Source organism: Arthrobacter sp. Z1-9 (assembly GCF_054792695.1).
In genome coordinates, this window is the sequence record NZ_CP096456.1 from 1,469,094 (window position 1) to 1,494,000 (window position 24,907).

Below are 24,907 nucleotides of genomic sequence, written 5' to 3' on the forward strand. Positions count from 1 at the left end.
TTGTCACAACGCCCGCCCCCAAAATTCCGAGCGGATTATCGGGCCGGGAGTGACGCCGGACTACCGGCTCAGGCAGCCGCGGGCAAGGCGGCAGGAGCGGATGCCGCCGTCAGGAGCTGGGTGGCGCAGGCGCCTGCAGCCGAAGCGGCAGCAACCAGCAGGCCGAGCCGGACGCCGTCGAACGCTGCGGCGTCACCGATGGCCCAGATACCAGGGACGGAGGTCCGGTAGTCCTCGCTGATGACAATCCCTCCGGTAGCCGCAGTCCGCAGGCCGGCGCTGGCGGCCAGCCCGTCCCGGGACACCCGCTCCTCGGCAAGGACCACCAGGTCGCCGTACATGCTGCTGCCGTCCTCGAAGACCACACCCGAAGCCGCGAAACCCGACGCTGTTGCACCGGGCATTACGGCGGCCGGCCGGGCGGTGGTGCGGATGGGGCGTACGCCTCTGGCACGGAGCACTGCTTCAGCTTGGCCGGCGGCGGCACCCGTTCCCACCAGGATCCCCAGCGGGCGCCTGCCAAGTTCCCTCGTGACTTCGCTGACGGCCTCGCCGATGCGGGCCGCGTCATCGATGGTGGAGTAGCTCAGGCAGCCGCCAGCGCCCTCCACCGGGCTGGCTACCGGTGCTGATCCGGTGGCAATGACCAGCTGGTCGTAACTGAATTCCATGCCGTCCGCCGTCGCGACAGTCCGGTTTTCCGGGTCGATGTGGCTGGCCGGCTGGCCGAAGCGGACGGAGACCTGGGGGAGGAGCGCCAGCTCCAGCAGCTCCTCCGGGGTGTCGTCCCGGTTGCTCAGCACGGTGATGGTGCCGGTGAACCGGGCGCGGTCAAGCTGGCTGACAAGAGCCTGGGCGGCAGGGCCCGCTCCCGCAATGACGATGCGGGTGGCGGGAGCGGTTGACGTGGAGGGTGCCGGAGCGGACATGTGCTGGCCCTTTCGCTGGCGGCCGGTGACGGCCGGAACTTCGTGATGGAACCCAGCGTAGGCTGCTGCTTTTTCCGGCGTGTTTCCCTGCAGTTGCCGTTTGTAGGCCCCGTGTTCGCCAGTGTTTACCGGGCGGTAACAGAACCCGTGATGTGGCTCTCATCCGTCCGCCAACAGACACATTGGGGCCCCGCAGGCAGCTAGACCCGGATGCGGTAGCCTCGTTTGACCACTGTTTCCACCAGCCGCCCGTCCGGCAGCGAGGAGCGCAGCCGGCTGACCGTCATGTCCAGGGCGTGCACCGATCCGCGCAGTTCCAGCAGTTCCGACAGGGAATCCCGCGACAGGACAGCGCCGCCGGCGCCCAGCAGTGCCCGCAGGAGCAACAGCGGGGCGGGGGCCAGTTCCACGGGCTGGCCGTCGATGCGCAGGCTGCGTCCCCGCAGTTCGATGTTGCCGGACCTCGTATCCAGCCGGCGGACGTGGTTCAAGGCCAGGTGCTCACACACCAGCCTGATGAGCGCACCCATCCGGAACCGCTCCGGAACCAGTGGCGTCACGCCGGCGTCCAGCAGCGGCTGCGCCGTGACCGGACCCACCACTGCGGTGGTGACGTTGGTCTTCAGGCTTTCGATCAGCTGTTTGTACACACCCATCTCGTGGGCGGTGCTCCACATGGCGTCGACGGCGGGTGCGCTGGTGAACGTCAGGACGTCCAGGTTGCCGCTGCATGCGGCCTCGATGAGGCGGGGAAGCCTGTCCTCGCCATCGGGCTTCACCCAGCGGTAGGGCGTGACCGTCAGGACCGTGGCGCCGGACATGCGCAGGCGCTCCAGCTGCCGGACGTCGGTGTAGCCGTGCAGCTGCACCGCTACCGTCTTGCCCCGGACGCCTTCGGTAAGCAGCATGTCCACCAGTGTCGCGGTGGTTTCGTCGCTGCTGATGCCGACGTCGGCAAGCCCCGCCGCGCGCACGGCGCCGCGGGCTTTGGGGCCCCGGACAAACATCCGGCAGGCGCCCAGGGTTTCCAGCAGCTCATCACCGATGCCGAAGGAATCGGCTGCCTCGCACCACCGGCGCATGCCGTAGGCAGTGGTGGCGATGCACAGGTCCGGCTTGGCCGCGATAATCGCCCTCGTGTCCTCGATGAGGCGCATGTCCTCCTGCACGGGAGCGATCTTCAGCGCGGGCGCGTGCAGCACTTCCGCTCCACGGCGTTCCAGGGCCTCGATCAGGTCCTGGGAGCGGCGGTGCGAGGTGACACCGATGCGGAAACCCTCCAGCGGGGCCTCTGCGGCGTCGGGCGCTTCTTCAACCTGCGGAGTTTCGGCCGGTGCAAGTGCAGTCATGGAGGTCAATCCTTTCACGAGCCCAGCAGCGAGGCCGCCAGCCTGTCGAGGTCGGCGGCGGCCTCAGCGTGCCCTCGGTTGGCTTCCGCCACCCGAACCACCTCGCCAATAACCAGTACAGCCGGGTTGCTGCAGCCGGCGGCTGCGGTGGTGATGGTGCCAAGGTCCGCAATGGTGGTGCGCTGCCCGGGCCGGTAACCGCGTTCGACGACGGCCATGGGCATGTCGGCGCGCATCCCGGCCCTGCGCAGTCCGGCTGCGAGCTGATGGAGGGTGCCGATGCCCATCAGGACAACGATGGTCCCGCCCAGGCCGGCCAGGTGGCCGTGCTCCTTTTCCGTTAGCGGGGCGTGCCCGGAGACCACAGTGAACATGTGGCTGACTTCGCGGTGCGTGACCGGGATTCCGGCTGCCGCCGGAACGGAGATCGCACTGGTGACACCCGAGATGACGCGTACGGGCACCCCGGCGGCAACGCAGGAGGCAACTTCCTCGCCGCCGCGGCCGAAGACGTAGGGGTCGCCGCCCTTGAGCCGGACCACGTTGTTGCCTGCGAGGGCACTTTCCACCATCAGCTTTTCGATGTCGCCCTGGCTGACCTTGTGGTGCCCGGGCTTCTTGCCCACATCCACCAGTTCGGCGGAGGTCAGGGACGCCAGCTCCTGGCACGGAGCCAGGCGGTCATAGAAGACGACGTCGGCATCACGGAGGGCCTTGACGGCACCGACGGTGAGCAGCTCGGTTGTTCCGGGGCCGCCACCCACGAGGGTGACGTGGCCAACGGGCCCGGCCCCCGGCTCGGCGGCCACCGGAATCCCGGCTTCCCGGCACCTGCCCAGCAGGGCCTCCCAGCCCGGCTGGCCGTCGTCGACCGCGGCAACCAGGAAGGGGCGTTCGGGCAGCGGGCCGTCCTGGCCGGCACCCTGGGGGGTGCTGAGGCGGTAGACGACGGCGCCGGCGGCTTCGTAGCGGCGTACCGCCTGGCGTGCGGCGTGGTCAGAGCCGGTGACCAGGACGTCGCGGCCGGTGAGATCAATGCTGAGCTGCATGTCTATACCTCGTTCTTGTCCAGCAGGTCGGGGGTGGAAGGCCGGACGGGGATGGAAGCGCCGATCAGGACCTTCCCCTTTTCCTCGGGGGTGGCGGGGCGCATCTGCCCGCGCTCGTCCGGGACGAAGGTGATGGAGTCGTCCTTCTGGTCGGGGGCGTTGACGAAGGAACGGAACCGGCGCAGGCGCTCGGGGTCCTTGAGGGTGTCCGCCCACTCGTCGACGTAGGTGTCCACGTGCTTTGCCATGGCTGCTTCAAGGTCCGCGGCGATGCCCAGGGTGTCCTTGACCACCACGTCCTCAACGTGCTTGATGCCGCCGTCGAGCTCTTCCTGCCAGCGTGCGGTGCGCTGCAGCCGGTCTGCGGTGCGGATGTAGTACATGAAGTAGCGGTCGATGTACTTGATCAGCGTTTCGTCGTCGAGGTCCTTCGCGAGGAGCTGGGCGTGGGCCGGGGTGGCACCGCCGTTGCCGCCGACGTACAGGTTCCAGCCGTCGGCGGTGGCGATCACGCCCACGTCCTTGCCGCGGGCTTCGGCACATTCACGGGCGCAGCCGGAGACGCCCATTTTGAGCTTGTGCGGGCTGCGCAGGCCGCGGTACCGCAGTTCGAGCTGGATGGCCATGGCCACCGAGTCCTGGACGCCGAACCGGCACCAGGTGGAACCGACACAGGACTTCACCGTGCGCAGGCTCTTGCCGTAGGCCTGGCCGGATTCGAAGCCGGCGTCCACGAGTTCCTTCCAGATTTCCGGGAGCTCCTCAAGACGGGCGCCGAACATGTCGATCCGCTGGCCGCCGGTGATCTTGGTGTACAGGTTGTACTTTTCGGCCACGGCGGCGATGACGCCGAGCTTCTTGGGGGTGATTTCGCCGCCGGCGATGCGGGGGACCACCGAGTAGGTGCCGTCCTTCTGCATGTTGGCGAGGGCTCGGTCGTTGGTGTCCTGCAGGGTTCCGCGGCCGGCGTCCAGGACGTAGGCGCTGTTCTGGCTGGCCAGGATGTTGGCGATGGTCGGCTTGCAGATGTCGCAGCCCGCTCCGGTGCCGTACTTGGCCATGATCTCCTCGAAGGAGGTCAGTTCCAGGACCCGGATGGCGTCGAAGAGTTCCTGGCGGGACAGCTCGATGTGTTCGCAGAGGGCCTTGGAAACCTCGACGCCGGACTTGGTGAGCTCGGTTTCCAGCAGCTTCTTGAGCATCGGCACGCAGGAACCGCACTGGGTGCCTGCACGGGTGCAGCCCTTCAGCTCACCGAGTTCCTGGACCGGGGCGTTGCCCTCGCAGGCGCCGCAGCCGTTGATGGCGTCGCGGATGCTGCCGGCGGTGACGTTGTTGCAGGAGCAGAGGGTGGCGTCGTCCGGGAGTTCGGTTTCAGGAGCCTCGCCGCCGCCGGCCGCACTGAGGAACGCACCCGGCTCGGCGGGAAGTTCGCGGCCCAGCAGCGGACGCAGGCTCATGTACGGGGAAGCGTCGCCCACGAAGATGCCGCCCAGCAGCGTCTTGGCGTCGTCGGTGGTGACGATCTTCTGGTACACGCCGCGGGCGGGGTCGGCGTAGACGATTTCGAGGGCGTGCTCGGTCTTGGCGAAGGCATCACCGAAACTGGCAACGTCCACGCCGGACAGCTTCAGCTTGGTGGCGGTATCAAAACCGGGGAAAGTGGCGTCGCCGCCGTGCAGGCGGTCAGCCACGATCTCGGCCATCGTGTTGGCGGGGGCCACCAGGCCCAGGCACATGCCACCGTAGTTGGCCACTTCGCCGATGGCCCAGATTCCGGGTACCTCCGTGGCGCAGTAGTCGTTGATGACCACGCCGCCGCGCTGGCCCAGCGAGAAGACCTGCTCTTCGCCTTCGGCTGCGCGGAAGAGTTCGTCGCGCGGCCGGACGCCGATGGCGACAATCACGAGGTCGGCGTCGATCACGCGGCCGTCAGCCATGAGGACGCCGGTGACCTGGCCGTCGTCGTCGGACAATACCTCAGACGGGAAGACGCCACCGTGGACTTCGAAGCCCTTGGCCTTGATGAGGCGGCCCATTGCCTGGCCGGCGCCTTCGTCGAGCTGGGTGGCCATCAGCCACTGCGAACCGTCAATAACGATAGGGTTGGCGCCCAGCTGCTCGGTGCCGGCGGCGGACTCGAGCCCCAGGAGGCCGCCACCGATGGTGACTGCGTTGACCTTGCGGCCCAGCTTTGCGGTGAGTCCGGTTATGGCTTCGTTGATCGCCCAGACGTCTTCGAGCGTGCGGTAGACGTGCGTGAGTTCGTTGCCGGGAATGGGCAGGCGGGCGGCATTGGAACCCGTGGCGACCACCAGTTCGTCGTATTCGACAATGCTGCCGGTGGCGGTTTCCACCGTCTTGGCTTCGGCGTTGATCTTGACGACACGCTCGCCGGTCTTCAGCTCCAGGGCGGGGTGGTCCCACATGGAAGCCGTTCCCAGGGTCAGGTCCACGTCCTTCTCGGTCAGGGCCTTGGAGAGGGCGACGCGGTCGTAGGGGAGGTGGGCTTCCTCAGTGAGGACCGTGACATGCCAGCCATCGAGGCCGCGGGCGTGCATTGCGTCCGCAAAACGGTGGGCCGCGGGGCCGCCGCCGGCGACGACGATGCGGCGCGGAGTCTCTGTGCTTGAAGTCTGTTCGGTCACTGTGGGCCTTTCGCATGGGCCGCAGCGTTTCCTGCAGCCTTCTGGTGACGAGTGTCCATCCAGACTAGGGAGACGCAGTTTCGCTTCAGTTTCCCAATTGTTTCGTCAACTTAACTTCTGCATCACGAACGGGTTTCCGGCTGCGTGAGGTGTCTTTTACGCGCCGGACACATTGACTGCACCCCACTGAAACACCTGCGGCCTAGCGTGGAACACGGCCGCAAAGGCAGCCAAACGCAAGGATTACACGCACAGGGAGAGGGGCCGACATGACGGCAACACTGGAACTTGGAGCACTCGCAGCCGGCACCGAAGAGGCCGCAGCGGGCATCACCGGCGGCTGGCACCGCGTCTGCCTGGTGGATGACCTGGAACCCGCCTGGGGCGAAGCAGCACTCATCGCCGGACGCCAGATCGCTCTCTTCCGCACCGGACCCAACGAAGTTTTCGCGGTAGCCCACGAGGACCCGGCCACCGGAGCTCACGTCATGGCCCGGGGAATCCTTGGATCCCGCGGCGCCCGTCCCACCATCGCGTCTCCGCTGCACAAAGAGGTCTACGACCTGGAGACCGGCGAATGCTTCAGCACCCCGGGCCTGGGCCTGGCAACATTCAGCACCCGCATCACCGACGGTTTCGTCGAGATTGAGCTGTAGTCGGGATTGAGCTTTAAAGGGCTTTAGCCCGGCAAGCCCAGGACTAAGGCCCCGGGCCTAAAGCCCCAGCGCCTCGCTGACGTCGCTCAGCACCTCGTCCAGCGCTGCCCGCGCTGCCTGCCGGGCTTCCGGCAGTTCGGCGGCGGTACCTACGTGGTGAATTACTTCCAGGTAGCACTTGAGTTTGGGCTCGGTGCCGCTGGGCCGGATGATCACCCGGGTGAGGTCCCTTGTGAGGTAGAGGAGCCCGTCGGTGGGAGGAAGCTGCCCGCTGCCCTCAGCCAGGTCCGTGAAAACCTCCACCGCGGAGGATCCGAAGGATTCCGGCGGGCTGTCCCGAAGCCGGTTCATCATGGCGTCCAGGAGGCCCAGGTCCGCCACCCGGATGCTGAGCTGGTCGCTGGCGTGCAGGCCGTGCTGCAGGTAAAGCTCGTCCAGGGTGTCAAAGACGGTCTTCCCGTCAGCCTTCGCGGCGGCAGCGAGTTCCGCGATCAGCACTGCCGCGGAGATGCCGTCCTTGTCCTTCACGATGTCAGGCGCCACGCAGTAGCCCAAGGCTTCCTCGTAGCCGTACACCAGCCCGGGCACGCGTGAAATCCACTTGAACCCGGTCAAAGTTTCTTCATGTGCATAGCCTGCCGCCGTGGCAATCCGAGCCAGCAGCCGTGAGGACACGATCGAATTCGCGAAGACGCCCTGGGTGTTCCGGTCGCCATCGCTCCGGGCAGTCGCCGCCAGCCGCGCCGCAATATGGGCTCCCAGCAACGCTCCCACTTCGTCTCCACGAAGCATCCGCCACGCGCCGGTATCCGGATCCTTCGCCGCAACTGCCGCCCTGTCGGCGTCGGGATCATTGGCAATAACGATGTCAGCGGCGAGCCGCTCTGCCGTTTCAAGTGCCAGGTCCAGCGCCCCGGGTTCCTCCGGGTTCGGGAAGCTGACGGTCGGGAAGTCCGGGTCCGGCTCTGCCTGCTCGGCCACGAGGGTAACGTCGGCGAAACCCGCAGCCTTCAGCACGGCCTCCGCGGTTTCCCCACCCACACCGTGCATGGGTGTGAGAACAATGCGCAGGTTGCGGGCGGGGAAGCTGTCCGGGAGGACCAACGCCGCAGTGGCCTGTTCGTAGCCCGCAGCCAGGGACCCGTCCAGCACCGTCCAGCCGCTGGTGGCCAGAACAATGGAGTCCACAGGCCCCACGGCGTTGATCCGCGCAGCGATCCGGGCGTCATAAGGTGCCACGATCTGGGCGCCGCTGCCGCTCTCCGGGACGGCATGGCGGCCCAGGTAGACCTTGTAGCCGTTGTCCTGCGGCGGGTTGTGGCTGGCAGTCACCATCACGCCGCCGTCGCACTCCAGGGCCCGCACAGCATAAGCCAGCAGGGGAGTTGGCAGCGCCGCCGGCATCAGGAAAGTGTCTATCCCGGCGGCAGTAAAAATGGCGGCGGTTTCTTCAGCAAAGATGTCGGAGTTGTACCGGGCGTCATAGCCGACGACGGCGCGCGGCCGGGTCCCCGGCGACGCTCCGCCCACCGCCTGGAGCAGGAAGTCCGCCAGGCCGGCAGCAGCACGCCGCACCACCACCCGGTTCATCCGGTTGGGACCGGGGCCCAGGGGAGCCCGCAGTCCGGCGGTGCCGAACTGCAAGGTCCCGCGGAAGCTGTCTTCGAGTTCCTGCCGGGCGGCAGCGTCCCCGTCATCAACCGACCTGACGAGCTCAAGGAGGGAAGCCGCCGTCGCGGGATCCGGGTCCTGGGCGGCCCATTCGCGGGCTTCGGTGAGCAGGCGGAAATCGGCTTCGGAGGACGTCATGGGCACAACGCTATCGTCATTGGCTCCCGAACTCTTGCCGCCCGCCGTCCAAACGGCAAAATCCGCGCCCCCGCCCTGGCTTCTGAGGCCACGCCGCCTGCCGGGCCCAACCAGCGCGGGCGGGGCCCCACCTTTCGTCAGAGTTTGGCGATGATTTCGGCGAGCAGCTTGGAGATCCGGGGACCCGCAGCCTGTCCTGACTCGAGGACTTCCTCGTGGCTGAGGGGCTGGGGGCTGATACCGGCGGCGAGGTTGGTGACGAGGGAGATACCGAACACTTCCATTCCGGCGTGGCGTCCGGCGATCGCCTCCAAAGCCGTGGACATGCCCACCAGGTCCGCCCCGATGCGCTTGGCGTACTGGACCTCGGCCGGCGTCTCGTAGTGGGGGCCGGGGAACTGGGCGTAGACACCCTCCTCGAGGGTTGCGTCGACCTCCCGGGCAAGTCCCCGGATCCGGGCGGAATAAAGATCTGTCAGGTCAACGAACGTGGCGCCTTCCAGGGGCGAGGCAGCGGTGAGGTTGATGTGATCGCTGATCAGCACCGGTGTTCCGGGATTCCAGTTTTCGTTCAGCCCGCCGCAGCCATTGGTCAGCACCAGGGTGCTGCAGCCTGCAGCCGCCGCCGTCCTGATGCCGTGCACGACGGCACGCACGCCCTTGCCCTCGTAGTAATGGGTCCTGGCGCCCAGGACCAGCGCCCGCTTGCCCTCCTTGGTGAGCACCGAGCGGATGGTGCCCACGTGCCCAACGACAGCCGGCGCATGGAAGCCGGGGACCTCCTCGGCTGACAGCGTGGCGGTGGTTTCGCCGATGAGGCCGGCTGCCTCGGCCCAGCCGGAGCCAAGCACGAGCGCGACGTCGTGGCTGTCCACGCCGGTTTCCTCGGCAATGTACTCGGCGGCGGCGCGTGCGGCAGCGAAGGGATCGGTCTTCAGGAAGTCTGTTGTACTCACTGGTACAAGTTATCCTGCCGGTCCGCGCGCGCCCACCCTTTGGCCGGATCGGCGAGAGACCGTTTTCTTTGGTGGTCCGGCCACGGATACAGGAGAATGATTGATTGTGACTACGCATCCAGATTTCAGCTCACCCCGGATCGCAATCCTGGGAGGTGGTCCCGGCGGATATGAAGCCGCCATGGTGGCCGCCTCGCTTGGAGCGCAGGTCACGATCATCGAGCGGGCGGGGCTGGGCGGCTCAGCCGTGCTGACCGACGTCGTCCCCTCCAAAACTCTGATTGCCACGGCGGACCTGATGACCCGCGTCGCCGAGGCGGGGGAACTGGGAGTGAAGTTCGACGTCGACGGCGGCGACTTTGTGCCCGTGATGCGTGCGGACCTCAAGCACATCAACGACCGCCTCCTCAACCTGGCGCGCAGCCAGTCCAAGGACATCCACGACGGCCTCATCCAGCAGGGCGTTCGCATCCTGACCGGGTCCGGCCGGCTCCTGGATGACCACACCATTGAAGTCCTCACCGCCGAGGGCACCGAGACGGTTGAGGCAGACACCATCCTCCTCGCGCTGGGCGCCCATCCGCGCGAGCTCCCCACTGCCCGGCCCGATGGCGACCGGATCCTGAACTGGACGCAGATCTACGACCTCGATGAACTGCCCGAGGACCTGATTGTGGTGGGTTCTGGCGTTACGGGTGCCGAGTTTGCCTCCGCCTACAACGGACTCGGTTCCAAAGTGACGCTGATTTCCAGCCGCGACCGCGTGCTCCCCGGCTCTGACGTGGATGCAGCAGTTGTGCTGGAGGAAGTATTCGAGCGCCGCGGCGTCCGCGTCCTGTCCCGCTCCCGCGCAGAGGCCGTGGAACGGACGGACGACGGCGTCGTGGTCACCCTTAGCGACGGCTCCAAGGTCACCGGCAGCCACTGCCTGCTGTGCCTGGGCTCCATTCCCAACACCGCCGGCATCGGACTCGAAGAGGCCGGCGTGGCGCTCAGCGAGAGCGGCCACATCAAGGTGGACGGCGTCTCCCGGACCTCGGCCCCCAACATCTACGCCGCAGGCGACTGCACCGGAGTGCTGCCGCTGGCCTCCGTGGCCGCCATGCAAGGCCGCATTGCGGTGGCCCACTTCATGGGCGACACCGTCACCCCGCTCAAGCTGCACCAGGTGGCATCCAACATCTTCACCTCGCCCGAGATTGCCAACGTCGGTGTGTCCGAGGCAGAGATCGACTCCGGCAAGTACCAAGGTGACGTGGTCAAACTTTCCCTGCGCAGCAATGCCCGCGCCAAGATGCGCAACCACAAGGACGGCTTTGTGAAGATCTTCGCCCGGAAGGGCTCCGGCACAGTGATCGGAGGCGTCGTGGTGGGGCCCAACGCTTCCGAGCTGATCTTCCCGATCTCCATCGCCGTTAAACAAAAGCTGCACGTGGACGATGTGGCCAGCACCTTCACTGTTTACCCGTCGCTGACCGGATCCATCTCGGAGGCCGCGCGCCGCCTCCACGTCCACCTATAGGTTCCTGCACGGGAGTCTGGACCGCTCTCGTATCACCTGCATAGACTCCTCAAAGGACCGGCCGGGAACTTCATCAGAATTTCCCGGCCGTCCCTGCATCAGCCATCGACGCAAGGAGAAGTTCGTGGAACTGAAAGACGTCACGTGGAATGAGCAGGCAAGGGAGAAGATCCTGCTCGACGCTGACCGGGCCCTGCAGGAAGCGGTCCGGCAGGCGGCCGCCACTTTGTCCACCGCTGACAAGGACGAGGTGTACAAGTTCCTTTTTGAGCAGCTGAAGGACCAGTTCGTCGACTTCCAGCCCGGCCCGGACCTCACCCGCTACGCGGAAGCGGTGGCCAACGGGGAACTAAGCTCCAACGGCGCGTCCGGCGCGGAAGGTTGAGGAACAAGCCATGACAACAGCCCTCGTCCGTCCCCGCAGCGGCAAAGTCATCGGCGGCGTCTGCGCGGCCCTTGCAGCCCGGTTCGGGCTCCCCAAATTCCTGGTCCGGCTGGGCTTCGTCATCTTCGGCCTGGTGGGGATCGGTGAACTGGTCTACATCGCGCTCTGGATCCTGATCCCGAAAGCGCCGGTCTAGAGCAACCGGCAAGCTCAACGACCGGGCGCCTGCGGTTTACGCCGCGGAGACCGCCTGAAAGTGTTTTTCGATCAGCCCTTTGATGTCCTCGTGGCAGCCGCCGCAGCCGGTGCCGGCCCGGGTTGCCTTGGAGACCTCGGCCACGGTTGAGCACCCTTGCTCCACCGCGCCCGTGATCGTTGCTCCGCTGACGCCCGCACACCGGCAGACGGTTCCCTGCGGGTCGGCCGCCGCGCCCGGAAGCTGGTCCGGCCCGTCAAGGCGAAGGAGCAGCGACCGGTCGGCGGGCAGTTCGGCGCCGCGTTCAAACAGTCCCACCAGCTCCGCGGCCGTGCGCGGCATGCCCACGGCCACCAGGCCTTCCAGGACCCCGCCCCGGGTGGTCATCTTCACGTAGCGGCCGTGTTCCGGATCCGCCCACTGGGCAATCTGCAGCCGGGGACGGCCGTTGACTGCCCCGGCTGTGAGGATGTCCTCGTCCCAGGGTTCGGCAGCGTTGTCCCCGGCCACCGCCATGTTCATGCCGCGGGCCTTCAGGACGATGACGCCGGCCTGCTCGGCAGGCAATTCAGGCAGCAGGTCTGCTGCCTCCGGAGCAGCGGACGCCAGGAGCGTGAGGTACTCGGCCAGCCATTCGGCCTGGCGCCATCCGGGGCCGACCAGACCGGAGGGGCCCTTGGCGTTCCTGCAGTGCGCGCAGTCGGGATCGGGGCAACGGACCTCAGCGCAGTCGCCAATGGCAAAGATGTGTGGTTCGTGGTGGGCCCGGAGCTTGTGGTCCACCAGGATCCCGGCGGAGGTGGAGAGCCCGCAGCCCTCTGCCAGTTCGGTCCGGGGGCGGACGCCGCAGGAGATGACCAGGAGGTCGCCGTCGATAGCGGACCCGTCGGCAAGCAGCAGGGCCGAGAAGCCGCCGTCGGGCCCGTTGTGCTCCACCCCGGTGGAGCGGGCGTTGCCGGCCATCCGGACCCCGCAGCGCCGGAGGCTGGCAGCCAGGACGGCGCCGCCGCCGCGGTCAATGTTGCGGCCCAGCGGGTACGGCCCGTTGTGGACCACCGTGACCGTGGCGCCTTCTTCCGCTGCGGCCAGGGCCGTCTCCAGGCCCAGCACACCGCCGCCGAGGACCACCACCCGCTTGCCGCCATCCACGGCCTCGCGCAGGACCTCGGCATCACGGAGGTCGCGGAGGGCGGTAACTCCCGCCGGGAGGACCGGCGAGGTGGGATCCGGGTTGATGCCGGTCAGGTTGGGGATCACCGGCCGCGAACCGGTGGCGAAAACCAGGCGGTCGTAATGTGCCACGGCACCGTCGGACAGGAGGACCTGTTGCCTGGCACGGTCCACGCGGCGGACGCGGACGCCGAGCCGGACGTCCACGCCTTCTGCAGCCAGGGCGTCGGCGTCGGAAAGCGCCAGGGCGTCGGGGGTGGTCCGCCCCACGCCGAGGTCGGCCACCAGCACGCGGTTGTACGCGGCTTCCGCTTCCGCGCCCACCACCGTGAGGTCCAGGTGGCCGCTGCGGACGGCAGGCAGGAGCTCATCAACCAGCCGGGCAGCCACCGGCCCGAATCCTACGATGACAACTTGCTCGCTCATGAGGCCTCCGTCGTTTGAAGCACGTTGGTTGAAACGGGTGCGGCGGCCGGCCGCACCCACACCTTGTTGAACTTGAATTCGGGCATCCCCGAGATGGGGTCCGTGGCGGCGTCGGTGAGGCGGTTGGCGCTCTCGAGTTCCGGGAAATGGAAGGGCAGGAAGACGGTGTCCGGGCGGATCGCGTTGCTGAGTTCGGCCCGGCACAGCACCTCGCCGCGCTCATTGGCCACCGAGACGAGCGCCCCTTCGGTGATGCCCATGGCGGCAGCAGCGGCAGGATGGAGCTGCAGCTTCGCTTCGGGCCGGGCCTCCAGCAGTTCCGGCACCCGCCGGGTCTGCGAGCCGGACTGGTAGTGCTCCAGGAGGCGGCCGGTGACGAGGGTCATGGTTGTCGCGGCCGGGTCAGGGTTGGCAGCGGGGGTACGACGGCGGCGGGACGTTACCGGGGTCATCACGGCTTTGCCGTCGGCGTGGGCAAACTTGTCCCGGAACAGCCTCGGGGTTCCCTTGCTGCCTGCCGGGTAGGGCCAGTACGCCGCTTCACCGCGGTCCAGCATGGCGTAGTCGATGCCGGAGTAGTCCGCCAGTCCGCCGGCCGAAGCGAGCCTCAGTTCTTCAAAGACCGTTTCCGGGTCCTCGCTGTAGGTGGACGGGGCATCGAGGGCTTCAGCCAGCCGGGCCATGATCCACAGCTCGCTGCGGGCTCCGGCCGGGGGAGTGAGGGCCTTGCGGCGGCGGAGGACCCGGCCTTCGAGGTTGGTCAGAGTGCCGTCCTCCTCCGCCCATTGAAGGACGGGAAGGATGAGGTCTGCCTCAGCCGCAGTCTCGGACATAAAGAAGTCGCAGACCACCAGGAAGTCCAGGTTGCGCAGGCCGCTGATCACTGCGTTGGCGTCGGGGGAGGCCACGGCGATGTTGGAGGCGTGGACGAAAAGGCAGCGGACGCCGTCGGGCTTTCCCAGCGACTGAAGGAGCTGGACCGCCGGCAGGCCAGGCCCGGGAATCAGGCTCTCCGGGACGCCCCACACGCCGGCTACGTGGGCGCGGGCGGCGGGATCGGTGATCTTGCGGTAGCCGGGGAGCTGATCGGCCTTCTGGCCGTGCTCCCGGCCGCCCTGGCCGTTGCCCTGGCCGGTGAGGGTGCCGTAGCCGCTGCGGGCCGATCCGGGCAGGCCCAGCAGGAGGCTGAGGTTGATGGCGGCCGTGGCGGTATCAGTGCCATCCACGTGCTGTTCCACACCACGGCCGGTAAGGATGTAGCTGCCGCCCTTGCGTGCGCCCGCGGCAAGCCGGCGGGCGGTCTCGCGGATCAGTTCCGCGGGGACGCCGGTGATGGACTGCACCCGTTCGGGCCAGAAAGAGTTCACGCTGCGGGCCACGGCGCTGTAGCCCGAGGTGCGTTCCTCAAGATAGGTGGTGTCCGCCAGGTTCTCGTGGATGACGACGTGGGAGATGCCCAGCAGGAGGGCGAGGTCGCTGCCCGGCAGGGGCTGGAGGTGGAGGCCGCCGCCGTCGGCGGTAAAGGCAGCCGTGGCTGAACGGCGCGGGTCCACCACGATCAGCCCGCCGGCGTCGCGCGTTCCCTTGAGGTGCTGGACGAAGGGCGGCATCGTTTCGGCCACGTTGGAACCGAGCATCAGGATGGTGCTGGCGGTGTTCAGGGCTTCGAGCGGGAAGGGCAGGCCGCGGTCAACGCCGAAGGCGCGCATCCCTGCGGCTGCCGCGGAGGACATGCAGAACCGCCCGTTGTAGTCGATGCGTGAGGTTCCCAGGGCGAGCCGGGCGAACTTGCCCAGCATGTAGGCCTTTTCGTTGGTGAGGCCGCCGCCGCCGAAAACGCCCACCGAGTCCCTCCCGTAGCGGGCCCGGGCGTCCTTCACGGCGGATGCGGCGAGGTCCAGGGCCTGGTCCCAGGTAATGGGGCGGTGGACGCCGTCGGCGCCTTTCAGGAGGGGCTCGGTGATCCGGCCCGGGTGGTTCAACAGGGTGGCGGAGGTCCAGCCTTTGCGGCAGAGACCGCCGCGGTTGGTGGGGAAGCTGCGCCCTTGGACCTCGAGTAGTGCGGTGGGGGCAGCGGGAGCCGCGGCGGGGGATGCCGGGGCAGGCAGTGCAGTCACGGGGACTGACCCCGGCCGGGAAGCCGGGGTCAGTTCCGCTGGAGACGTGAGCGTCATGGCGCACTGCAGGGCGCAGTAAGGGCAGTGCGTGTCGGCGCTTGTGGTCATGTTAGACGTGTCCCATCGCATTTCGGTTGGCGTTGCGGATGTAGCAGGCCCAGCAGACCACCAGCATCAGGACGTACGCCCCAACGAAGCCGTAGAAGGCGGGTGTGTAGGATCCGCTGGCGGTGTTGGAGGCGTTCAGCACCTGCGGGATGACAAACCCGCCGTAGGCGCCGATGGCCGAGATGAGGCCCAGGGCGGAGGAAGCCAGGCGCTGGGTGTGCACGGTGCTGGCACCGGACTTTGCGGCCCGGCTGGACGTGGCGAAGATGATGGGGATCATCCGGTAGGTTGCGCCGTTGCCGAAGCCGCTGGCGGTGAAGAGCATCAGGAAAAGGACCAGGAAGAGCCAGAAGTTCTTCAGCGGGAGGGTCCAGACCATGGTGAGGGTAATGATGGCCATGGAAGCGAAGGCCGCTACGGTCATGCGGGCGCCGCCCATACGGTCAGCCATGCGTCCGCCGTAGGGGCGGGCCAGCGACCCGACGAGCGGGCCGAGGAAGGCGAGGGAGAGCGCCACGGTGCCGACTCCGATGGAGGAGAACGCCGGGAAGTAATCCTTGATGAGCTTCGGGAACACGCCGGCGAAGCCGATGAAGGAGCCGAAGGTGCCGATGTACAGCAGCGCCATGATCCACAGGTGCGGTTCCTTCAGCGCTGCGATCGAACCGGCCACGTCACCCTTGGCGCTGGTGAGGTTGTCCATGTACTTCCAGGCGCCGAAGGCGGCGATCAGGATGAAGGGGACCCACATCCAGCCGGCCATGGGCAGGTTGACGCTGCCTACGGCGAGCAGGGTGATCACAATCGGGACGGCGAGCTGTGCGACGGCGGCACCCATGTTGCCGCCGGCGGCATTCAGGCCCAGCGCCCAGCCCTTTTCCCGTGCCGGGTAGAAGAAAGTGATGTTGGCCATGGAGCTGGCGAAGTTGCCGCCGCCGAAACCGGCCAGGGCTGCCACAAGCAGCATGACACCGAACGGGGTTTCCGGATTCGAGACGCACAGCGCCAGGCCGACGGCGGGGATCAGCAGGAGCAGGGCGGACACAATGGTCCAGTTCCGGCCGCCGAAGCGGGGAACCATAAAGGTGTAGGGGATACGCAGTGTGGCGCCTACCAGGCTGGGCATGGAGATCAGCCAGAAGATTTCCGAGCTGGAGAAGGTGAAGCCTGCAGCGGGCAGCTGGACCACCACGATGGACCAGAGCTGCCAGACAACGAAGCCGAGGAACTCGGCGAAGATTGACCAGTTGAGGTTGCGGCGGGCGATGGAGCGGCCGGCGGATTCCCACTGTTCCTTGTTCTCGGCGTCCCAGTTGGCGATCCAGCGGCCGGGGCGGAATTCAAGGGCGGGTGCGTCTGTGGTGCGGGTAGAGCCGGGCTGTGCGCTGGCGGATGCGGCCGGGCCGGGCCTTGCGGATTCGTCCAGATCCAGGGAATTGCCGGGGCCGGCATCAGCGGTGCGGTCAACAGTCACGGGGTACCTCCTTCGGGGGGATGTTGTTCCTCCACGGTAGGGACGCCGCGTTTCGCGGACCGACGATGTTTGTTAACGCGCTGTGACATTTGCCTATCGGCGGCCGGGGCAGGACGTGAGGCACGGGCGGAGGGCCGGGAAGTGAGACGCACGGCACAAGTCCGGATAGTGGACCTTTCGTCCAATGACTGGACCGCGGGAACTAATATTGAACTCTAACTATTGCGAGCCGGGCCTGAAGGCACGGCTTGGCCGGTTCTCATGAAAGCGTTTACCTATGTCATCCCCCGATACCTCCACGGTGCCCGGATCCCCGCAGCCGGTGAACTCACGCGGCCGCGTGATCGTCGCCAGCCTGATCGGCACCACGGTCGAGTTCTACGACTTCTACGTCTACGCCACGGCAGCCGTCCTGGTTTTCCCGCAGCTGTTCTTCCCCAACCAGAATGAAACCACCCAGCTGCTGAGCTCCTTCGCCGTCTTTGGCGTGGCATTTGTGGCCCGTCCGCTGGGTTCCATTGTCTTTGGCCACTTCGGCGACAAGTTCGGCCGAAAGGGCACCCTGGTGGCATCCCTGCTGACCATGGGTATCGCCACGTTCCTGATCGGCTGCCTGCCCACCGCGCTGGTACCCGGCTGGGGATTCTGGGCTCCGGCACTGCTGGTGGTGATGCGTTTTGCCCAGGGCCTGGCCCTCGGTGGCGAATGGAGCGGCGCCGCGCTGCTGGCCACCGAGAACGCTCCGGCGAACAAGCGCGCCATCTACGGCACTTTCCCGCAGTTGGGCGCCCCCATCGGCTTCATCATCGCCAACGTCATCTTCCTGGTCTTCAGCTACGCACTTTCCCCGGCTGACTTCCAGTCCTGGGGCTGGCGTGTGCCGTTCCTGCTCAGCGCCGTTATGGTCATCATCGGCCTCTACGTCCGACTGAAACTGATCGAAACCCCCGCTTTCACGAAGGTGCTCGAGTCCAACGAGGTGGCCAAGCTGCCGTTGGGCCGGGTGTTCAAGACCAGCTGGCGCCAGCTGATCCTCGGCACGTTCATCATGCTTGCCACCTACGTGCTCTTCTACCTGATGACCACGTTCACCCTGACGTACGGCACCCGTCCCTCCAGCCTCGAAGCTGCCAGGGCCACTGCCGAGAAGGCCGGAAAGCCGATGACGGATGCCGCCGCGGCTGCCTTTGTTCCCGGCCTGGGCTACACCCGTAACGACTTCCTGTGGATGCTGATCGCCGGCGTCGTGTTCTTCGGAATCTTCACGCTGGTCTCCGGACCGCTGGCCGAGAAGTATGGCCGGCGCAAGATGCTCCTTGCCGTCACCGGCGGGATCTTCGTCTTTGGCCTGCTCTTTGTCCCGCTGTTCAGCGGCGGATTCATCGGCACCATGGCACTGCTGGTCATCGGCTTCTCGCTGATGGGCCTGACCTTCGGCCCGATGGGTGCGCTGCTGCCGGAACTGTTCCCCACGAACGTCCGCTATACAGGATCGGCCGTGAGCTACAACTTCTCCAGCATCCTGGGCGCAGCGGTGGCCCCGTTCATTGCCGTGGCGCTGTGGGAGCTGGCGGACGGCAGCCCGGTTCTGGTGGGGATCTATCTGACCGCCATGTCCGTCCTGACCCTCATTGCCCTGTTCGTCAGCAAGGAAACCCGCGACGTGGACTACGAGAACAACGTGGCCTGATATATCGCCCTTGATTGATCGGAAATGCCCGGCTGGTCTGCGGACCCGCCGGGCATTTCTATGTGCCCGATGCGTAGCGGGCTACAAAATTCTTCAGGATGTTCATCGGTTCGGTGACTGTGAACTGCCGGGCCTCCGCCATCAACTGCTCCGCCGACTCCGGCGGAAAGTAGCCGGCGTGGCGGTAGATGTCGATCCTCGTGACCAGGCCGTCAACGTCCAGTTCCGGGTGGAACTGGGTGGCGTAGAGGTTCCGGCGGATGCGGAACATTTGTACCGGGCAGGCGGCAGACCGGGCCAGCAGCACCGCGTGCACCGGCAGTACGGTGCAGGCCTCCTTGTGCCCCGTGAAGGCGGTGAATGTCCGAGGCATTCCGCGAAGCACCGGATCCTCCAGGCCCGCATCCGTCAGCTCAATCTCCGCGCCGCCGAGTGGTTCGCCGAAAGTCCTGTCGATGACAGCGCCTTGATGCGTCCCGAGGGTTCCAACGCCATAGCAGGCACCGAGGAACGGAAAGTCCCGCGCCACCAGTTGGTCCAGGAGGCCGGCCAACTCACGTTCCACGCGGTGCTGCGTGGGAGTCTTGTGGGCCGCCGGGTCGCTGGATGTGAACGGGCTGCCACCCACGATCACGCCCGAGTAATCCGCAAGGTTCAACTCAGGCAGGGGAGCGGCCTCCAGCCGGATGCGCCGCAGCTCGGAGGGCTCCAGTCCGCCGTACCGGAGATAGGCGGCGTATTCGTCCTCCGCAGCTGCGTCTTCGGCCCTTGACGCCAAAAGCAGGAAAGGCAACATCTGCTAAGTGTGCCTTTTTCGGCTGTGCCTGTCAGCCGTTGGCGGGCTGGCTGAGGGACCGGCGGGACTGTGGGCGGGCGGCCGGGTCCGCGTGACGGTGCACGACTTTCCAGTACCCTTCCTCCCGGCGGAAGACGCTGGTCACGCGGAGCGCGAACTCCTCGGCAACGGCAGCGCCGTCCAGCCGCGCACGGAAATGTTCCGTCTCCACCAGGAAGGCAGTGTCACGCGCTGTGTAGGAGGTAATGGTGTCGAACCCGAGCATCTCGCCGTCCTGGAACTGGCGGGCAGCCTGGTCCAGCCGGGCTTCCACCTGTGCCCAGCCGCGGGCGATACCGCCGAAGGGGTTGGCGAGCGTCACGTCGTCAAGGCGGGAATAGAGATCCTTGATGGGGCCGGGGTTGCCCCGGGTGATTTCGGGGACGGCGAGGTGGTAGCGGTCCACTTCTTCTTCAAAGCTGGGTGCGAGCATGGGGTCCTCCGGCGCTTGCTAGTCTTCGATTGTGGCAATAACGGCGCCGGCTGACACTGTTTCGCCGGGTGCGGCAGTGAGGCCGGTGATGGTTCCGGAGCGGTGCGCGGTGAGCGGCTGCTCCATCTTCATCGCCTCAAGGACCACAACGAGGTCGCCCTCGGCCACAACGTCGCCGTTGGCCACGGCCACCTTGACGATGGTGCCCTGCATGGGGGAGGTCAATGCGTTGCCGGTCGCTGCTGCCGTCCCGGCCGAGCGGGAGCGCTTCTTCGATTTGCCGGGCTTGGGCGCGGTCCCGGCGGTGCCGGTTCCCACGGAACCAAGCGAGGCCGGGAGAACCACCTCAAGCCGTTTGCCGCCAACTTCAACCACGACGCGCTGCCGCTCCTCGGCGTCCACGTCCATGCCGGCGCCGCCGTCGGGGGTCCAGGCCGGGAGGTTGTTGACGAACTCGGTCTCGATCCAGCGCGTGTGAACGGTGAAGGGGCCTTCCGCCGGCGCGAACGCGGGGTCCGAAACCACGGCAAGGTCGAACGGGATCACCGTCGGGATGCCTTCAACCACCATCTCTTCAAGCGCACGGCGGGCGCGCTGCAGGGCCTGCGGCCGGCTGGCTCCGGTCACGATGAGCTTGGACAGCATGGAATCGAAGTTGCCGCTGATCACATCGCCCTGCTCCACACCGGAATCGATGCGGATGCCGGGGCCGGTGGGGTTCTTCAGGACCCGGAGGGTGCCCGGGGCGGGCAGGAAGTTGCGGCCCGGGTCTTCGCCGGTGATGCGGAATTCAAAGGAGTGGCCGCGTACCTCGGGGTCGTCGTAGCCGAGTTCCTCGCCGCGGGCCAGGCGGAACTGCTCGCGCACCAGGTCGATGCCGGTGACTTCCTCCGAAACGCAGTGCTCCACCTGGAGGCGGGTGTTCACCTCGAGGAAGGAGATGGTGCCGTCCTGGCCCACCAGGAACTCGCAGGTGCCGGCGCCCAGGTAGCCGGCCTCCTTCAGGATTGCCTTTGAGGACTCGTACAGCCGGCGGTTCTGCTCCTCGGTAAGGAACGGGGCCGGGGCCTCTTCCACAAGCTTCTGGTTGCGGCGCTGCAGCGAGCAGTCCCGCGTGGAGACCACCACAACGTTGCCGTGGGCGTCCGCCAGGCACTGGGTTTCGACGTGGCGGGGCGCATCCAGGAAGCGCTCGATGAAGCACTCGCCGCGGCCGAAGGCGGCGGTGGCCTCACGGACAGCGGACTCGAAGAGTTCGGGAATCTCGTCGCGGCTGCGGGCCACCTTGATGCCGCGCCCGCCACCGCCGAAGGCGGCCTTGATGGCCACCGGCAATCCGTACTGGTCCACGAAATCAAGGATTTCCTCGGCCGACTTGACAGGGTCCGCGGTGCCGGGAACCTGGGGTGCGCCCACCTTCTCTGCGATGTGCCGGGCCTGGACCTTGTCGCCGAGGGCAGAGATGGCCTCCGGGGAGGGGCCGATCCACGTGATGCCGGCCTCGATCACCTGGGCAGCGAACTGGGCGTTTTCGGCCAGGAACCCGTAACCGGGGTGGATGGCGTCGGCGCCGGACTGGCGCGCGGCGTCAATGATCTTGTCCATCACCAGGTAGGACTCGGCGGCGGTGTTCCCGCCCAGCGCGTAGGCTTCATCAGCAAGGCGGACGTGCAGCGCGTCGCGGTCTGCGTCGGCGTAGACAGCAACGGAGGCGATGCCTTCATCACGGGCGGCGCGGATGATGCGCACCGCGATTTCACCGCGGTTGGCGATCAGCACCTTTGTGAGGGTCGACTGCGTGGGACGTGCGGACTGCTCCAAAATTGCTGACAAGGCGTCTCCTTCTTTCCTTCAGGGAGCCTAGCGCGGTTTTGAGGGTTCCGCCGATATTACTTGCGGAATCCGCGTGTAAACCCGCCATGCTTTGTAGGGAAGCTACAAGACGTCCGTAAATCGCTGCCCTTTACGCTGCCTGCCAGAGTTCGGTGATGCGCACCTGTGCCTGGGCCAGCAATCCACGCAGCGTAGAGACGGACAAGCCGACGACGGCGTGCGGGTCGCCGTCGACCTTCCGGATAAACGCCCCGCCCAGGCCGTCGATGGTGAAGGACCCGGCACAGTGCAGCGGTTCGCCGGTGGCAATGTAGGCGTCAATCTCCGCCGCATCCATGCCAAGGAAGGAAACCTCCGCGGAGGCCACCGTCCCGATGGTGGCGCCCGTGCCCGGGTCTGCGCCGTCGTCGGGGTCGGTATCCCGGCAGTCCACCAGCCAGTGCCCCGTATGCAGCACGCCCGAACTGCCGCTCATTCGCAGCATGCGCTCCCGGGCGACGGCGGCGGTGTACGGTTTGCCGTGCGCCTCACCGTCGAACTCGAAGACGGAGTCGCACCCGAGTACCAGCGCACCCTCCGCTTCGGGCAGCGCCGCCACCGCCTCCGCTTTCGCCCGGGCCAGCAGCAGGGCGGTGTCGTGCGGGTCGGTGACGCCGTACCGTGCCTGGACGGCGTCTTCATCAACGTCCGACACCAGGACCGAATGCCTGATGCCGGCCTCGGCGAGGAGTTTGGTACGGGCGGGGGACTGGGAAGCGAGAATCAGGCGGACCACAAATTCAGCCTAGTGGACCAGCACCGCCGGCGCCGGTTCTGTCTCCGGCCGGCTGAGCTTGGCGCCCTCCACATCGACGTCCGGCAGGATCCGGTCCAGCCAGCGGGGGAGCCACCAGGACTTCTCGCCCAGCAGGTACATCACGGCAGGAACAATGGTCATGCGCACCACAAAGGCATCAAGCAGCACGCCAAACGCCATCGCGAAGCCAAGCGGCCGCACCATGGTGAGGTGGCTGAAGATGAAGCCGGCGAAGACGCTGACCATAATGATCGCCGCTGCCGTCACCACTGCTGCCGCGTGCCGGAACCCCACCCGGACCGCCTGCCGGGCTGAGGAGCCGTGCATGTACGCTTCGCGCATTCCGGAGGCAATGAACACCTGGTAGTCCATGGCCAGCCCGAAGAGCACGCCGATCAGGATGATGGGCAGGAAGCTCAGGACGGCGCCCGGGTTGGCGACGTCGAACACGCCGCCCAGCCAGCCCCACTGATAAACGGCCACCACGGCGCCGAACGCAGCGGCGAGGGAGAGCAGGAAGCCGCCCGTTGCGAGCAGCGGGACAACGATGGAGCGGAACACCAGCAGCAGGAGGATCAGGGAAAGCCCGACGACGATCGCCAGGTAAGGCGGCAGGGCGTCGCCCAGCTTCGTGGAGACATCCACGTTGCCGGCGGTCTGGCCCGTCAGGCCCATCGCGACGCCGTATTCGGACTGGATCGCGTCGTTGAGGCCGCGGAGTTCGGAGACCACCTGCACCGTGCTGGCGCTGGCGGGACCTTCCTCGGGGATCACCTGGAAGACCGCGGTGCGGCGGTCGTCGCTGAGGGCGACGGGTACTGCGGCGACCACGTTGTCCACGGCCCGGAGCTTGTCCGCGACGTCGTACTGGAGCGCCTGTGCCTGCGCCTCGTCCAAACCGGCGGGGAACTCGCCCACGGCCACGATCGGGCCGGTGACGCCTTCGCCGAAGCTCCGTGCCGTCAGGTCATAGGCCTGGTAGGCCTCGGAGTCCACCGGCTCGGAACCGCCGTCGGGCAGTGCAAGCTGCAGTTGGGTGGCGGGCAACGCGAGCGTGCCAAGGAGGAGCACACCGGCCAGGAGCGCCAGCACCGGGTGGCGGGTGACCAGGCCGCCCCAGCCGCGGGTGCTGCGCTCGCGGTCCTGCACTTCATCGGCAGCCTCATGGCCGGGTTCGGCGTTGTGGGCCTCTGCTTTCGCCCATGCACGCCGGGAGATGATGCGGCGTCCCACCAGGGACAGCATGGCGGGAGTGAGCGTGATGGCCACCAGCACGGCTACGGCCACGGTCCCGGCCGCGGCCAGGCCCATCACGGTGAGGAAGGGCAGGCCCGGCACTACCAGTGCGGCCAGGGCGATGATCACGGTAAGGCCCGCGAAGACCACTGCGTTGCCCGAGGTGCCGGTGGCCCGGGCCACCGATTCCTCGTGTGCCATGCCGGCAAGGAGCTGGGTCCGGTGCCGGTTGACGATGAACAGTGAGTAGTCAATTCCCACGGCCAGGCCCAGCATGAGGGCCAGCATGGGGGAGATGGAGCTCATGTCGAACAGGCCGGAGAGGGCGAAGGTGATTCCGACGCCCACGCCGACACCCATCACTGCCATGAGCAGCGGCAGCCCGGCGGCGATCAGCGTCCCCAGCATGATGATCAGGACCAGGGCCGCGACGGCGATGCCGATGATTTCTGCAGCGCCGAAGAGTTCGGAGATGTCCTCGGTGATTTCCTTGCTGGCATAGGCGGTGACGCCGGCAGCGGAGGCTTCGTGGGCGATGTCCTGGACCTGCTGGCGGACCTCGGGGGTCAGGCCGTTGATGGAGGTGCTGAACTGCACCTGCGCGACGGCGGCCCGGCCGTCCTCGGAAACGAACCGGATGGCCGAGGAAGCGTCTGCCTGGCGCTTGCCCAGGTCCAGTTTGGCCCTGCCGGCTTCCAGTTCCCGGGCGCCGGCGTCGAGCTTTGCCTGTCCTTCCGCCAGCGCAGCCTTTTGCTGGCCAAGCTGTGCCTCGATGAGCGCGGCCGGGGCGCCGGCTGCAGCCAGTTGCTGTTCGGCGGCTGCGAGCTGTGCCTTGCCGGCGTCCAGCTCGGCGCGGGAGGCGTCCAGCTGTGCCTGGCCTGCGGCAAGCTGCTGTTCGCCGTCGGCAACGGCCTGTCCGGCCTGGTCCACCTGCGCCTGGGTGGCGAACGGATCGACGGTGCCGCGGACGTCCGGAACGGTCTCAAGTTTTTTCAGCGCGTCGGTGACCGCGGCGCGGCTCTCGGCGGTGAACCCGCCGTCGGGCGCTTCAAAAACAATGGTGGCAGTGCCGCCGGAAGCTGAAGGAAGCTCTTCCCTCAGCTTGTCGGCGATGCGCTGGGTTTCGGTGCCGGGAATCTGGAAGTTGTTGGACAGCGTGCCGTGGAAAGCGGCGGCCGAACCGCCCACAGCCACCAGGGCGGCCAGCCACAGCGAGATGACCAGCCAGCGGCGGCGGTAGGAGAACTTGCCCAGGCGGTATAGGAGCAGTGCCATAAAAGGAAACCGATC

General features: G+C 67.1%; 19 protein-coding genes. 5 read left to right on the forward strand and 14 right to left on the reverse strand.

Annotated elements, in window-relative coordinates:
- Positions 1-68: 68 nt before the first annotated feature.
- The 4 genes from M1D93_RS06715 to nirB all read right to left on the reverse strand — a co-directional run bounded on the left by M1D93_RS06715 (position 69) and on the right by nirB (position 5,975).
- Positions 69-929, reverse strand: a complete 861-nt coding sequence (locus M1D93_RS06715; RefSeq protein WP_461174362.1) for an FAD-dependent oxidoreductase — start codon at positions 927-929, stop codon at positions 69-71.
- A gap of 200 nt (positions 930-1,129) precedes the next feature.
- A complete protein-coding gene (locus M1D93_RS06720; RefSeq protein WP_461174363.1) occupies positions 1,130-2,278 on the reverse strand; it encodes a uroporphyrinogen-III synthase in 1,149 nt (382 codons plus the stop codon).
- A 14-nt stretch (positions 2,279-2,292) separates the two neighbouring features.
- Positions 2,293-3,327, reverse strand: a complete 1,035-nt coding sequence (gene cobA, locus M1D93_RS06725; RefSeq protein WP_461174364.1) for a uroporphyrinogen-III C-methyltransferase — start codon at positions 3,325-3,327, stop codon at positions 2,293-2,295.
- Positions 3,328-3,329: 2 nt separating this feature from the next.
- The gene (gene nirB / locus M1D93_RS06730) at positions 3,330-5,975 is read right to left on the reverse strand and encodes a nitrite reductase large subunit NirB (protein WP_461174365.1); all 2,646 of its coding nucleotides are present in this window, start codon (positions 5,973-5,975) and stop codon (positions 3,330-3,332) included.
- 269 nt (positions 5,976-6,244) lie between these two features.
- On the opposite strand from nirB, the gene nirD reads away from it, so the two are divergent.
- Positions 6,245-6,631 carry a nitrite reductase small subunit NirD gene (nirD, locus tag M1D93_RS06735; protein WP_461174366.1) on the forward strand — a complete coding sequence of 129 codons (387 nt, stop codon included), beginning with the start codon at positions 6,245-6,247 and terminating at the stop codon, positions 6,629-6,631.
- Positions 6,632-6,688: 57 nt separating this feature from the next.
- Here nirD and M1D93_RS06740 read toward each other — a convergent pair whose 3' ends face one another.
- Both M1D93_RS06740 and M1D93_RS06745 read right to left on the reverse strand, forming a co-directional pair.
- Positions 6,689-8,440, reverse strand: coding sequence for a phospho-sugar mutase (locus M1D93_RS06740; protein WP_461174367.1), 1,752 nt, complete (start codon positions 8,438-8,440; stop codon positions 6,689-6,691).
- A gap of 137 nt (positions 8,441-8,577) precedes the next feature.
- Entirely contained in the window at positions 8,578-9,396 is an 819-nt protein-coding gene (locus M1D93_RS06745; protein ID WP_461174368.1) for a purine-nucleoside phosphorylase, read from the reverse strand.
- Positions 9,397-9,502: 106 nt separating this feature from the next.
- Here M1D93_RS06745 and M1D93_RS06750 point away from each other — a divergent pair, with 106 nt between their 5' ends.
- The 3 genes from M1D93_RS06750 to M1D93_RS06760 all read left to right on the forward strand — a co-directional run bounded on the left by M1D93_RS06750 (position 9,503) and on the right by M1D93_RS06760 (position 11,499).
- Positions 9,503-10,918: an NAD(P)H-quinone dehydrogenase gene (locus tag M1D93_RS06750; RefSeq protein WP_461174369.1), complete on the forward strand. Its 1,416-nt coding sequence runs from the start codon at positions 9,503-9,505 to the stop codon at positions 10,916-10,918.
- Between the two features lie 124 nt (positions 10,919-11,042).
- Complete coding sequence (locus tag M1D93_RS06755) at positions 11,043-11,303, forward strand: hypothetical protein (RefSeq protein WP_461174370.1); 261 nt, start codon at positions 11,043-11,045, stop codon at positions 11,301-11,303.
- A 10-nt stretch (positions 11,304-11,313) separates the two neighbouring features.
- The gene (locus M1D93_RS06760; RefSeq protein WP_461174371.1) at positions 11,314-11,499 is read left to right on the forward strand and encodes a PspC domain-containing protein; all 186 of its coding nucleotides are present in this window, start codon (positions 11,314-11,316) and stop codon (positions 11,497-11,499) included.
- Positions 11,500-11,535: 36 nt separating this feature from the next.
- Here M1D93_RS06760 and M1D93_RS06765 read toward each other — a convergent pair whose 3' ends face one another.
- From M1D93_RS06765 to M1D93_RS06775, 3 genes are read right to left on the reverse strand one after another with little or no spacing between them, the layout of a single operon-like run.
- The gene (locus tag M1D93_RS06765; RefSeq protein ID WP_461174372.1) at positions 11,536-13,095 is read right to left on the reverse strand and encodes an FAD-dependent oxidoreductase; all 1,560 of its coding nucleotides are present in this window, start codon (positions 13,093-13,095) and stop codon (positions 11,536-11,538) included.
- Positions 13,092-15,320, reverse strand: coding sequence for a molybdopterin oxidoreductase family protein (locus M1D93_RS06770; protein ID WP_461174373.1), 2,229 nt, complete (start codon positions 15,318-15,320; stop codon positions 13,092-13,094). Before M1D93_RS06770 ends, M1D93_RS06765 begins: the two co-directional genes overlap by 4 nt.
- Position 15,321: 1 nt before the next feature.
- Positions 15,322-16,794, reverse strand: a complete 1,473-nt coding sequence (locus tag M1D93_RS06775; RefSeq protein ID WP_461174374.1) for an MFS transporter — start codon at positions 16,792-16,794, stop codon at positions 15,322-15,324.
- A 277-nt stretch (positions 16,795-17,071) separates the two neighbouring features.
- Here M1D93_RS06775 and M1D93_RS06780 point away from each other — a divergent pair, with 277 nt between their 5' ends.
- A complete protein-coding gene (locus M1D93_RS06780) occupies positions 17,072-18,484 on the forward strand; it encodes an MFS transporter (RefSeq protein WP_461174375.1) in 1,413 nt (470 codons plus the stop codon).
- A gap of 58 nt (positions 18,485-18,542) precedes the next feature.
- Here M1D93_RS06780 and M1D93_RS06785 read toward each other — a convergent pair whose 3' ends face one another.
- From M1D93_RS06785 to M1D93_RS06805, 5 genes are all read right to left on the reverse strand, one after another.
- Positions 18,543-19,280: a glutamine amidotransferase gene (locus M1D93_RS06785; RefSeq protein ID WP_461174376.1), complete on the reverse strand. Its 738-nt coding sequence runs from the start codon at positions 19,278-19,280 to the stop codon at positions 18,543-18,545.
- Positions 19,281-19,311: 31 nt separating this feature from the next.
- Positions 19,312-19,752: a YybH family protein gene (locus M1D93_RS06790; protein ID WP_461174377.1), complete on the reverse strand. Its 441-nt coding sequence runs from the start codon at positions 19,750-19,752 to the stop codon at positions 19,312-19,314.
- 18 nt (positions 19,753-19,770) lie between these two features.
- On the reverse strand, positions 19,771-21,585 hold the full coding sequence (locus tag M1D93_RS06795) for an acetyl/propionyl/methylcrotonyl-CoA carboxylase subunit alpha (protein WP_461174378.1): 1,815 nt from the start codon (positions 21,583-21,585) through the stop codon (positions 19,771-19,773).
- Positions 21,586-21,715: 130 nt separating this feature from the next.
- Positions 21,716-22,360 carry a Maf family protein gene (locus tag M1D93_RS06800; RefSeq protein WP_461174379.1) on the reverse strand — a complete coding sequence of 215 codons (645 nt, stop codon included), beginning with the start codon at positions 22,358-22,360 and terminating at the stop codon, positions 21,716-21,718.
- A 9-nt stretch (positions 22,361-22,369) separates the two neighbouring features.
- Positions 22,370-24,892 (reverse strand): MMPL family transporter, encoded by a 2,523-nt coding sequence (locus tag M1D93_RS06805; protein ID WP_461174380.1) that lies wholly within the window; start codon positions 24,890-24,892, stop codon positions 22,370-22,372.
- Between the last annotated feature and the right edge of the window lie 15 nt (positions 24,893-24,907).